Here is an 11,566-nt window from a genome sequence, read left to right as displayed (position 1 = left end):
ATTCCCGCCGCCCGATCGCCCCTGGCAGGATGTGCCTGGCCGGTCCCTCCGGTTCCGTGCGGGGCGGACCGGCCGCGGTGCCGGACAGCCCGGACATCGCGCGTCCGACCGGCTTCCGACGCTTCGGAAGACTTACGGAAGAATCGACCCCCAGGGGGAGACGTGTCCAACCCGAACCCTTACGGACAGCCGTCCGAGCAGCCGGGCGGCCAGCCCGGCTACGGCTACCCGCCGCCCGTCGGGAACAACCCCTACCAGCAGCAGCCGCCGCAGGGACAGGGCGGGCAGCCCGGCTACGGCTACCCCCCGCCCGGCGGAGCCGGCTACGCGCAGCCGGGCCAGGCCGCCTACGGCTACGACCCGAACGCGCCGTACGGCTACGACGCCTACGGCCGGCCGTTCTCCTCCAAGACCAAGCTGGTGGCCGGGCTGCTTCAGCTCCTGGTCGGCGGGCTGGGCGCGGGCCGCTTCTACACCGGTCACTACGGTCTGGCCGTGGGCCAGCTTCTGACCTGCGGCGGCCTGGGCATCTGGGCCCTGATCGACGGCATCTACCTGCTGGTCAAGGAAGGTGTCACGGACTCCGACGGCCGGGTCCTGCGGTCGAGCTGAACCCGTTGGGGGTGGGTGCCATGAACCGGACGGCAACGCCCGCGGAGGCCGGGCAGCCGGATGCGGCGCGCACGGATACCGGGCACACGGATACCGGGCACACGGATACCGGGCACACGGATACCGGGCGCGCGGACGCCGGGGCGGCGGAGGCGGTCCCGGCGCCCGGCGGGCGCCGGCGGCGGCCCCGGCCGGCCCTGCCCGGCCCGCTGTCCCATCCCGCCGTGCCGCCGCTGGCCGTGCTGGGCGCCGGGGTGGCAGGCAGCGTCTACCTCTGGCACACCGATCCGCACCAGGCCGGGCAGTTTCTGCCGCGCTGCCCGTTCCACTGGGCCACCGGCCTGCTCTGCCCGGCCTGCGGCGGCACCCGGATGGCCTACGACCTGATGCACGGCGACTTCGCAGCGGCCTTCCACGACAATGCCGCGCTGCTGCTCCTGGGCATGCCGCTGGGCGCGTATCTGGGCGGGCGCTGGCTGTACGACGGGCTGCGCGGGCGGCGCCGGCGACCGCAGGTCGGCACCGCCGGGACGGCCGTCATCCTGACCGTGGCGGTGCTCTGGACGGTTGTCCGGAATCTCACGGGCTGAGGTACGGCAGATGGAGTGATCATGACGAAAACCCGATGAGATCACGGTTGCGTCAAGATCTGCTGAGCGCTGCAACCAGGCGCGGGCGGTAGCGGTCACAAACGTTGCTCATGGCGCAGAAGTTCCCGCCATGGGCGGCAGATTCACACCGTCATACCGCTCAACGGAACACCAGATACGAGGTCCACACAACATGGCCAACTACGAGACCGCCCCCAACGGCCAGCCGTACTCCGAGAAGTCGAAGATGGTCGCCGGCCTGCTGCAGATCCTGGTCGGCGGGCTGGGCGCCGGCCGCTGGTACACGGGTCACACCGGCATCGCCATCGCGCAGCTCCTGACCTGCGGCGGCCTCGGCGTCTGGGCGCTGATCGACGGCATCCTCTTCCTGACCAGCAACGACCGGACGGATGCCCAGGGCCGCGTCCTGAAGCCGTGACACCACGGGGGCGCTGATGCCGCGGCACGGCCGCGGCCATGACGCAGGTACGGGCCGTGCGGGGGATGCCCCGCACGGCCCGCCCGCGTTTCCCGCGCGGGCGGGCGGTCAGCGCTCACCGCCGGCCGGCAGCAGAAAGCCCTGCTGCACCAGGGAGCGCAGCACATCGGGCGCGGCGGCCCGCAGCACCACCGGGTCCTGATCGAGCAGCCGGGCGATGGCGTCCACGATGGTCCCGGCGGTCATGGTGCCGTCGCAGCTTCCGGCCAGTCCGGCGGCCACCGTGTCCACCGTCATGGCCCGCATCATGCCGTGCCGCTGACGCAGCACCAGATGCTCCGGGTGTTCGGCGCCCGGCTCGCCGATCTGCTCCTGCACCACCCCGTCGGCCAGCAGGAAGCGGGTCTGGAGCAGCGCGGCGTCGTCGTGGCCGCGCAGGAACTCCCGGCGGGCGAAGTGCTCGCGCACGGTGCGGCCGAGGGGCTGCCGGACCGCGTGCGGCCACTCCTCGGCGACCACCGCGCCGGCGCCGGAGGCGCCCGTGCGGCGCACGGTGATCCAGCCGAAGCCGACGCCGCGGGTGCGGCGCCCCGCGAAATCCTCCAGCCAGGCGTCGTAGCGCACCGCGTACTCCTCGCTCTCCGGGCGCAGCCCGGCGTCCCGCAGCCACAGCTCGATGTACTCGGTGACGTCCTGCTGCTCGCGCTGCACGATCCAGGCCTCGCAGCCGGCCGGCACCCAGCCGGCCACCCGCTCGCGCCAGTCCTGGCCGTCGGTGTGCTCCCAGTTGGCCAGCAACTGGCACCAGCCGCCCTCGGTGAGGTGGGCGGCGCTGCCGCGCACCAGGGCCCGGCACAGCTCGTCGCCGGCCATGCCGCCGTCCCGGTAGGTCAGCCGGCCGGCGCCGCCGGTGGCAGCAGGCGCGGCGGGCGGGGCGGGCGGGGAGATGACGAACGGGGGATTGGAGACGATCAGGTCGAACCGCTCGGGCTCCGCGCCCTGCCCGGCCCGGCGCAGCGGCTCGTAGAGCGAGCCCTGGCGCAGCTCGGCCCCGGGCGCCCCGGAGAGCGCCAGGGTCAGCCGGGCGGCGCGCAGCGCCCGGGGATTGACGTCGGTGGCGGTGACGCGGGCGGCGCGCCGGGAGAGATGCAGTGCCTGGATGCCGGAGCCGGTGCCGATGTCCAGGGCGCGGGCCGCCGGCCCGTCCACGGTGATCCCGGCCAGGGTGGTGGAGGCGCCGCCCACGCCCAGCACCACATCCGGGTCCCGGCCGCGGCTGCCGGCCGTGCCGCCCACCGCGCAGCCCAGGTCGGAGACGATCCACCAGTCCTGGCCGTCCGGGCCGGAGAAGGGGCGCACATCGGCCGTGGCACGCACCTCGTCGCCGTCCCGGCGCAGCCAGCCGTCGGCCAGCGCGGCGTCCAGCACGGCGGCGGGCAGTGCGGCGGCGGCGCGGCCGTGCGGAACCGGCTGCTGGAGCAGGAAGAGGCGGATCAGCACGGCCGTCGGGGAGCCGTCCCGGGTGGCGCGCAGCGCGGGCACGGTCTCGTTGCGGGCCAGCGCCGCGTAGGCGGGGGCGCCGAGCAGTTCCAGCACGCCGTCGGCGGTGAAGGAGGCGGACAGCAGGGCGTCGCGCAGCCGGGCGGTGTCCGGCCCGGCGACGGGCAGTTCGGTGTTGGTCACGGGTCCATCCTCGCCCGGGCCGGGGTGGCGGCCACGCGCCGGTCAGCCGTCGGTGTTGCCGGCGGATTCCTCCGGGGAGGCCTCCGGGGACTTCTCGGGAGACTTCTCCGGGGACTCCTCGGCCTGCTCCTCGCCGGCCTCCGCCGTGCCCTCGGTCCCGCCGCCGCCCTCGGTCTCGCCGGCGCCCTCCGTCTCCTCCGTGTCGGGCGGGCCCGGGGTGGGGGTCCGGCAGCTCGGCTGGGCGGCCAGCGCCTCGCCCAGCTCACCGGACTGGAGCTCGCTCAGCGCCTCGTCCCCGGACCGGGTCAGCTCCTCCACCTTGCCGGCCAGCTCGCGCAGCCCCTCGGCGAACCTGGCGCGGTCCGAGGTGTCCAGCTCCTCGGCGGTGGACTGGAGCTCGCCGTACGCCTGGGAGAGGGCGTTCAGCTCGCCCTGGGCGTCCTCCCGCAGCTGGGCGCCGTCGTCCACCGGCGGGTCGCCGGCCTCGCCCAGCGCGTCGGCGAGCGCCGCGTAGGCCTCCGAGAGGTTCTGGTACGCCGTGACGTCGACCTCCTTGACCTCCTCCGGCGTGGCGTCCTCGCGCTCGCTGACATCGGCGATCGACTGGTGCGCGGCGGCGATCTTCTCCGCCTGCGGCTGCCGCAGGTCGCAGAAGGTCTGGGCCCATGCCTCGCGCTGCTCCCCGCTGTCGTCCGCGCATCCGGTGAGGGCGAGGACGAGCAGCGTGCACCCGGAGATCCAGCCGGACACCCCCGTCACGAGCTTCTTGTTCACCGTTTCGGTCCCTTCTGCCGGTTCGGCCCCGGAACCTAGCACCGCCGGGCGGGCGGCGTGCCATCGGCACACCGCCCGCCCGGCGGTCATCACTCGTTGTCGAATATTGCCGATCAGCCGGTATCCGGCGCGGGATGCGGGCCGCCGGGCCGCCGGGCCGCCGGCTACTCCGTGCCGGCCGCGCCGGCCGCGCCGGCCACGGCCCGGGCGGCCGGGTCCCCGGGGCCCGCTCCCCCGCCGTCCGGCTGAGCACCGGCCTCGGTGTCGTCGTCGTCGCCGACCGCGATACCGCGCCGCCTGGAGACGTACACCGCGCCGACGATGACCACCAGGGCGAGGCCGGCGATCAGTCCGCGCAGCGGCGCGCTGGCGTCGTCGCCGTAGGACAGCGCCACCACCGCGGGAGCGATCAGCAGCGCCACCAGGTTCATCACCTTCAGCAGCGGGTTGATGGCCGGGCCGGCGGTGTCCTTGAACGGGTCGCCCACGGTGTCGCCGATCACGGTGGCGGCGTGCGCCTCGCTGCCCTTGCCGCCGTGGTGCCCGTCCTCGACCAGCTTCTTGGCGTTGTCCCAGGCACCGCCGGAGTTGGCCAGCAGCACGGCCATCAGGATGCCGGTGCCGATCGCGCCGGCCAGGTAGGAGCCGAGCGCGCCGATGCCCAGGCCGAAGCCGACCGCGATCGGTGCCATCACCGCCAGCAGGCCGGGCGTGGCCAGCTCGCGCAGGGAGTCGCGGGTGCAGATGTCGACCACCTTGCCGTACTCCGGCTTCTCCGAGTAGTCCATGATCCCGGGGTGCTCGCGGAACTGGCGCCGCACCTCGTAGACCACCGAGCCGGCGGAGCGGGAGACGGCGTTGATCGCCAGCCCGGAGAACAGGAACACCACGGAGGCGCCGATGATCAGGCCGACCAGGTTGCTGGGGTAGGAGATGTCCAGCGACAGGCCGGTCTCGTCGGCGATCTGGGAGGCGGTGAGCTGCGCGTCCCGCACCGCCTCGATGACGGCGTCCTGGTAGGAGCCGAACAGCGCGGCGGCGGCCAGCACCGCGGTGGTGATGGCGATGCCCTTGGTGACGGCCTTGGTGGTGTTGCCGACCGCGTCCAGGTCGGTGAGCACCTGGGCGCCGCCGCCCTCCACATCGCCGGACATCTCGGCGATGCCCTGCGCGTTGTCCGCCACCGGGCCGAAGGTGTCCATGGCGACGATCACGCCGACCGTGGTGAGCAGCCCGGTGCCGGCCAGCGCCACCGCGAACAGCGCCAGCATGATGGTGCCGCCGGCCAGCGCGAAGGCCGCGTACACGCCGAGGCCCACCAGCAGCGCGGTGTACACCGCCGACTCCAGGCCGACCGAGAAGCCGGAGAGGACGACGGTGGCCGGGCCGGTGCGGGAGGTCCGGCCGATGTCCCGCACCGGGCGCCGGCCGGGCTCGGTGAAGTAGCCGGTGAGCTGCTGGATCACGGCGGCCAGCAGGATGCCGATGGCCACCGAGGCCAGGGCGAACCAGCGCGGGTCGGCGTCGTGGCCCAGGATCTCCTCGTCGGCGCCGGTCAGTTCGGCGAAGGTGCCGGGCAGGTAGGCGAAGGCGGCGATGGCCACCAGCACCAGCGAGACACCGGCGGAGATGAAGAAGCCGCGGTTGATGGCGGTCATGGAGCTACGGTCGCCGGCCCGCGGCTGGACGACGAAGATGCCGAGCATGGCGGTGAGCACGCCGATGGCGGGGACCAGCAGCGGGAACGCCAGGCCGGCGTTGCCGAACGCCACCGAGCCCAGGATCAGCGCGGCGACCAGGGTGACGGCGTAGGACTCGAACAGGTCGGCCGCCATGCCGGCGCAGTCGCCGACGTTGTCGCCGACGTTGTCGGCGATGGTGGCGGCATTGCGGGGGTCGTCCTCCGGGATGCCCTTCTCGACCTTGCCCACCAGGTCGGCGCCGACGTCCGCGGCCTTGGTGAAGATGCCGCCGCCGACCCGCATGAACATCGCGATCAGGGCGGCGCCCAGGCCGAAGCCCTCCAGCACCTTGGGGGCGTCGGCGGCGTAGACCAGCACCACGCAGGTGGCGCCGAGCAGGCCGAGGCCGACCGTGCACATTCCGACCACCCCGCCGGTGCGGAAGGCGATCTTCATTGCCTTGTGCCGGACGCTCTCGACGGCGGCCGGGGAGGATTCCGTTCCGTCGGAGGACGGGTTGGCCTCACGGGCAGCGGCGGCCACCCGCACATTGCTGCGCACCGCCAGCCACATTCCCAGGTAGCCGGTTGCCGCGGAGAAAGCGGCGCCGATCACGAAGAAGAGTGACCGGCCGATGCGCTGATTCCAGTCGTCGGCGGGAAGGAGAAGCAGCAGAAACACCACGATCACCGCGAAGACGGAGACCGTGCGCAACTGCCGGGCCAGGTAGGCGTTTGCGCCCTCCTGGACGCCGGCCGCGATCTTCTTCATGCTGTCGGTGCCCTCGTCGGCGGCCAGCACTTGCCTGACCAGCACCACGGCGAGCGCCAGGGCTGCTGCGGCGATCACCGCGACAACCAGGATGAGTACCCGGTTGCCGTCGGTGAGCTCGGCGGCTCCGGCTGCCTCGGTGACATTCCCCAGGGGGGTTGGTGACCCCACCATTTCGTCCTCCTTGACGCTCGGGCTTGACGCTCGGGCTGATCCAGTACACACAGGTGTGGCCGGAGTGTAGAGAGAGGACCCGAATTCAGACAGGGGCCACGTAGGGCAATTCACTGGCAAAGACCAGAGCCAATACCGGAAGGGCGGATGGAGTTACGGAATACGCCATCTTTATTCAGGTGGTTCAGCCGGCCGGAAGATCGCGGAAAAGATCCACAACGCAGAAATTCCCTGGTCAGCGGGGAACCAGGGAAGTAAACAGGCGCGCGGCGGCGCCACTTGGCACATCCGGGCGCGGCATGCCTCTGCCGCCCGGGCGGGCGCCGCTCAGGCCAGGGACGGCGGCTTGGCCGGCCAGCTCATCCGGATCAGCCCGCCCCGGGCGTCCGAGGTGACCTGCACATCGTCCACCAGCCCGCGGATCACGGCCAGCCCGAGCTGATCGGCCTCGCCGTCCCCCGGGCCCTCGGCCCGCTGCCCGCCCGGCGGCGGGGCGTCGTCCCCCACCTCGATGGAGAACGCCTTCTCGCCCTCGCTCAGGGTCACCCGCACCGGTGTGTCCAGGGCGTGCGCCGCATGCAGGCCGACGGCCCGGCTGCACGCCTCGCCGACCGCCAGCCGCAGCTCGTCCAGGACCGACTCCTCCACCCCGGCGCGGCGGGCCACCGCCGCGGCCACCAGCCGAGCGGTCCGCACATGCTCCGGAGAGGCGCTGAAGCGCAGTTCGACGGTGGCCATGATTCCCCTCCAGATCGGCGTCCGGATGCCGCCCCGGCGGCCGGCGCGGTACGGCCGGGCCGGGACGGCATCCGGGTGATGCTTGTGTCGCAGCCTATGTGGTGCTCACCGGCGCACGGCGCACCGCCCGCGCGGCAGCGCGGGGCGGGCGGCCGGGAATGCCGGCTCAGTCGGTCGCCGAGACGGCGTCGTCCACCGTGGCGTGGATGGGGAAGACCTTGGTCAGACCGGTGATCCGGAAGATCTTCAGGATGCGCTCCTGGTTGCACACCAGGCGCAGCGATCCTTCCTGGGCACGCACCCGCTTCAGCCCGCCGACCAGCACACCGAGGCCCGTGGAGTCGAGGAAGTCCACCCGCTCCATGTCCACCACCAGGTGGTGGTTGCCCTCGTTCACCAGCTCGACAAGCTGCTCGCGCAGCTTGGGCGCGGTGTAAACGTCAATCTCGCCGCCTACCTCGACGACCGTCCGGTCGCCAACGGAACGGGTCGACAGGGACAGATCCACGGAACCTCCAGCACCTCAGCCAACGTACGGTCGCCCGGCAAACCCCGTGCGGCACGGGGCGGAATCGGCAGCCGCGATGGCATTCAATCACTTACCCCCGGCCCGGGACGACGACTTACCGCCATTGTCCGTCGGACCGATGACAGCCACACCCGGCCGAGCCGGGTGCCACACTCGTGGTGATGTCCCACGAAGAAGCCCCGGCCACCGCCGACGGCGGTGCGGCCCGCCCCGCGCCGCGGGCCCTGCTCGCACATCTGAGCAGGGGCGCCGGACGGACGGAGCGTGTCACCCACACAGAGCATGTGCCCGCTCGTCCCGCCCGGCATTCCCCCTGGCCGGACGGGGTTCACCCGGATCTGGCCGCGGCCCTGGCGGCCTCCGGCATCGACCGCCCGTGGCACCACCAGGCCGAGGCCGTGGCCCGGGCCCTGGCGGGCGAGTCGGTGGTGGTGGCCACCGGCACCGCGTCCGGCAAGTCGCTCTGCTATCTGGTGCCGGTGCTGAACGCCCTCCTCTCCCCGGAAATCCCCCCGGAACCGGCCCCCGCCGCCGGGCGTGCCGCGGCCCGCGGCACCCGGAATCCCACGGCCACCGCGCTCTACCTCGCGCCCACCAAGGCACTCGCCAACGATCAGCTCCGCGCGGTGAAGTCCCTCGCCGGGCCGCTGGGCCCGGCCGCCGTCCGGGCGGTGTGCTACGACGGCGACACCCCGCCCGAGGAACGGGCCTGGGCCCGGCTGCACGCCAATCTGCTGCTGACCAACCCGGACATGCTGCACCGCTCGCTGCTGCCCGGCCACCGCCGCTGGTCCGCCTTCCTGCGCTCGCTGCGCTATGTGGTGGTGGACGAATGCCATGTCTACCGCGGCGTGTTCGGCTCGCACGTCGCCCAGGTGCTGCGCCGGCTGCGCCGGGTGTGCGGCCACTACGGCAGCGAACCCGCCTTTCTGCTGGCCTCCGCCACCACCGCCGAGCCGGCCGGCTCCGCCGAGCGCCTGACCGGTGTGCCGGTCGCCGAGATCACCGAGGACTGCTCGCCCCGCGGCGAGCTGGTCTTCGCGCTCTGGGAACCGCCGCTGACCGAGGCCCGGGGCGAACGCGGCGCGCCGGTGCGGCGCACCGCCACCGCGGAGACGGCCGAACTCCTCACCGAACTGGTCGGCGCGGGGGTGCGCACCGTCGCCTTCGTCCGCTCCCGGCGGGGCGCGGAACTGGTCTCGGTGATCGCCCAGGAGCAGCTCGGCCGCCGGGACGCCGCCCTGGGCCGGCGGGTCGCCGCCTACCGCGGCGGTTATCTGCCGGAGGAGCGCCGCGGTCTGGAGCGTGCCCTGCACAGCGGCAGTCTGCTCGGCCTGGCCGCCACCAACGCCCTGGAGCTGGGCGTGGACATCGCCGGGCTGGACGCCGTGCTGCTGGCCGGCTATCCCGGCACCCGGGCCTCGGTGTGGCAGCAGGCCGGCCGCGCCGGCCGCCACCGGCAGGGCGCGCTGGCCGTGCTGGTGGCCCGCGACGACCCGCTGGACACCTATCTCGTCCACCACCCCGACGCCCTCTTCCGGCGGCCGGTGGAAACCACCGTGCTGGACCCGGCCAATCCCTACATCCTGGCGCCGCACCTGTGCGCGGCGGCGGCCGAGGTCCCGCTCACCGAAGCCGGGCTGGCCCTGTTCGGGCCGTCCGCGGCGGCGCTGGCGGAGAAACTGGCTGCCCGCGGGCTGCTGCGCCGGCGGGGCAGCGCCTGGTACTGGACCCGCAAGGAGCGGGCCGCGGACCTGGTGGACATCCGGGGCAGCGGCGGCGAGCAGGTCCAGGTGGTCGAGGAGGACACCGGACGGCTGCTCGGCACGGTGGACCGGGCCGCCGCCCACACCGCCGTGCACGAGGGCGCGGTCCACCTGCATCAGGGCCGCAGCTATGTGGTCCGCCATCTCGACCTGGAGGGCCATGTGGCGCTGGTCGAGGAGTCCAGCCCGCCCTGGACCACCTGGCCGCGCGACACCACCGAGATCGGCGTGCTGGACACCGAGCGGGAGATCCCCTGGGGCGACGCCCGGCTGTGCTTCGGCTCGGTGCAGGTCACCCACCGGGTGGTCTCCTATCTGCGGCGCAAGCTGGTCACCGGGGAGGTGCTGGGCGAGACCAGGCTGGACCTGCCGCCGCGCACCCTGCGCACCAGGGCGGTGTGGTGGACCCTCACCGAGGACCAGCTCGACCGGGCCGGCATCGGCCCGGAGATCCTGCCCGGCGCGCTGCACGCCGCCGAGCACGCGGCCATCGGCATGCTGCCGCTGTTCGCCACCTGCGACCGCTGGGACATCGGCGGCGTCTCCACCGCGCTGCATCCCGACACCCTCCTTCCGTCCGTCTTCGTCCACGACGGGCACCCGGGCGGGGCCGGCTTCGCCGAGCGGGGCTTCCACACCGCCCGGGAATGGCTCACCGCCACCCGGGACGCCATCGCCGCCTGCGAGTGCGAGCACGGCTGCCCGTCCTGCATCCAGTCCCCCAAGTGCGGCAACGGCAACGAGCCGCTGCACAAGCAGGGCGCGATACGGCTGCTCACGGCACTGCTGCGCGGGAGCGGGCCACCACCCGGTACGGACCCGCCCTGACCTCCACGGTCAGATCGGCGAGACCGGCCCCGGGCACCGCGCACCGCACCAGCCGGGCGCCCTGCGCCGCGGCCACCTCGCCCGCCCGGGAACAGGCCGCCGCCGGAGTGCCGGCCGCCCGGCCGGAGAACGCCCGCTCGGCCGCGGCCAGCACGGCCAGGTCGGCTGCGGTGGCCGCGCGCTGCCGCACCGTTGCCACCTGCCCCAGCGCCAGCACCCCGGCGAAGGCCGCGCACAGCACCCCCACGCAGGCCACCGTCCACACGGTGCCGCTGCCGCGGTCGCGAAGGTCACGGCTGTTCGGCACCGGCCACCGCCTCCCCCGCCACCCGCACGGCCAGCGGCCCGGGGCCGGACACCGCGGCCGTCACCCGCACCCGGTACCGGCCGGCCTCCGGCGTCACCCGGATCTCCGCCCCGGGCGGCGCGGCGGACCGCGCCACCTCGCGCACCGCCGCCACCGGTTCCCCGCGTGCCGCCGCCCGCGCCCCGGCCCGCGCCGCGTCGCCGCACTGCAACTGCGCGGCCACCGCGCCGAGGCCCCACAGCACCATGCCCAGCAGCGCCAGCAGACACGGCATGGCCAGGGCGACCTCCGCGGTCACATGTCCGCTCGCGGCGCTACGGCTGCGCATCCAGGGCCCGCTCGACAAGGCCGCGCAGGGCATCGGCGACCGCGCCGGAGGTGACGATCTGGTGCAGCACGGCGGCGAAGGCCGCCGCCGCGATGGTGCCCACCGCGTACTCCGCCGTGGTCATCCCGGCATCGCCGGGCCCCGCCGGGCGGGCCGCCGCCGTCCGCCACCGCCGGACTCCACGCCACCTCATCGCCATCCCCTCGCCTCCTTCGTCCTCCTGCTCCCCTTGCACACGCCCATCAGGCCGATCACCGTGCTGATCATTTCGGTCCCTTCATCCGTCCTGTTCTTTTTCTTCCGGTTCTTCTCCCGGTTCTTCTCCCGGTCCTTGCCGGGGCGGCG

Annotated in this window: 12 protein-coding genes; 4 read left to right on the top strand and 8 right to left on the bottom strand. The window is 73.8% G+C overall.

Features of this window, described 5'->3' with window-relative positions:
- The first annotated feature begins 162 nt into the window (after positions 1-162).
- The 3 genes from BM242_RS10835 (at position 163) to BM242_RS10825 (ending at position 1,641) form a co-directional block, all read left to right on the top strand.
- Positions 163-612, top strand: a complete 450-nt coding sequence (locus tag BM242_RS10835; RefSeq protein WP_245833971.1) for a TM2 domain-containing protein — start codon at positions 163-165, stop codon at positions 610-612.
- A gap of 224 nt (positions 613-836) precedes the next feature.
- Positions 837-1,202: a DUF2752 domain-containing protein gene (locus BM242_RS10830; protein WP_425443831.1), complete on the top strand. Its 366-nt coding sequence runs from the start codon at positions 837-839 to the stop codon at positions 1,200-1,202.
- 193 nt (positions 1,203-1,395) lie between these two features.
- Complete coding sequence (locus BM242_RS10825) at positions 1,396-1,641, top strand: TM2 domain-containing protein (protein WP_093838522.1); 246 nt, start codon at positions 1,396-1,398, stop codon at positions 1,639-1,641.
- Positions 1,642-1,749: 108 nt separating this feature from the next.
- Here BM242_RS10825 and BM242_RS10820 read toward each other — a convergent pair whose 3' ends face one another.
- The 5 genes from BM242_RS10820 to BM242_RS10800 all read right to left on the bottom strand — a co-directional run bounded on the left by BM242_RS10820 (position 1,750) and on the right by BM242_RS10800 (position 7,971).
- Entirely contained in the window at positions 1,750-3,324 is a 1,575-nt protein-coding gene (locus BM242_RS10820) for a DUF7059 domain-containing protein (RefSeq protein ID WP_093838521.1), read from the bottom strand.
- Positions 3,325-3,366: 42 nt separating this feature from the next.
- Positions 3,367-4,098 carry a small secreted protein gene (locus tag BM242_RS10815; RefSeq protein WP_175541354.1) on the bottom strand — a complete coding sequence of 244 codons (732 nt, stop codon included), beginning with the start codon at positions 4,096-4,098 and terminating at the stop codon, positions 3,367-3,369.
- A 164-nt stretch (positions 4,099-4,262) separates the two neighbouring features.
- A complete protein-coding gene (locus BM242_RS10810; RefSeq protein ID WP_093838520.1) occupies positions 4,263-6,725 on the bottom strand; it encodes a sodium-translocating pyrophosphatase in 2,463 nt (820 codons plus the stop codon).
- 327 nt (positions 6,726-7,052) lie between these two features.
- Positions 7,053-7,463: an ATP-binding protein gene (locus BM242_RS10805; protein WP_093838519.1), complete on the bottom strand. Its 411-nt coding sequence runs from the start codon at positions 7,461-7,463 to the stop codon at positions 7,053-7,055.
- A gap of 166 nt (positions 7,464-7,629) precedes the next feature.
- Positions 7,630-7,971 (bottom strand): STAS domain-containing protein, encoded by a 342-nt coding sequence (locus BM242_RS10800; RefSeq protein WP_093838518.1) that lies wholly within the window; start codon positions 7,969-7,971, stop codon positions 7,630-7,632.
- A gap of 182 nt (positions 7,972-8,153) precedes the next feature.
- On the opposite strand from BM242_RS10800, the gene BM242_RS10795 reads away from it, so the two are divergent.
- Positions 8,154-10,586 (top strand): DEAD/DEAH box helicase, encoded by a 2,433-nt coding sequence (locus tag BM242_RS10795; protein ID WP_093838597.1) that lies wholly within the window; start codon positions 8,154-8,156, stop codon positions 10,584-10,586.
- Here the strand turns inward: BM242_RS10795 and BM242_RS10790 are convergent.
- From BM242_RS10790 to BM242_RS10780, 3 genes are read right to left on the bottom strand one after another with little or no spacing between them, the layout of a single operon-like run.
- Positions 10,534-10,893, bottom strand: a complete 360-nt coding sequence (locus tag BM242_RS10790) for an Rv3654c family TadE-like protein (protein ID WP_093838517.1) — start codon at positions 10,891-10,893, stop codon at positions 10,534-10,536. The genes BM242_RS10795 and BM242_RS10790 overlap by 53 nt on opposite strands.
- Positions 10,877-11,221 (bottom strand): TadE family type IV pilus minor pilin, encoded by a 345-nt coding sequence (locus tag BM242_RS10785; RefSeq protein WP_093838516.1) that lies wholly within the window; start codon positions 11,219-11,221, stop codon positions 10,877-10,879. Before BM242_RS10785 ends, BM242_RS10790 begins: the two co-directional genes overlap by 17 nt.
- Positions 11,208-11,420 carry a DUF4244 domain-containing protein gene (locus BM242_RS10780; protein ID WP_093838598.1) on the bottom strand — a complete coding sequence of 71 codons (213 nt, stop codon included), beginning with the start codon at positions 11,418-11,420 and terminating at the stop codon, positions 11,208-11,210. Before BM242_RS10780 ends, BM242_RS10785 begins: the two co-directional genes overlap by 14 nt.
- Positions 11,421-11,566: the final 146 nt, after the last annotated feature.

The sequence above is a fragment of the Streptomyces aidingensis genome (genome assembly GCF_900112355.1).
GTDB lineage: Bacteria > Actinomycetota > Actinomycetes > Streptomycetales > Streptomycetaceae > Streptomyces > Streptomyces aidingensis.
This window is presented reverse-complemented; position numbering and strand designations above follow the sequence as displayed.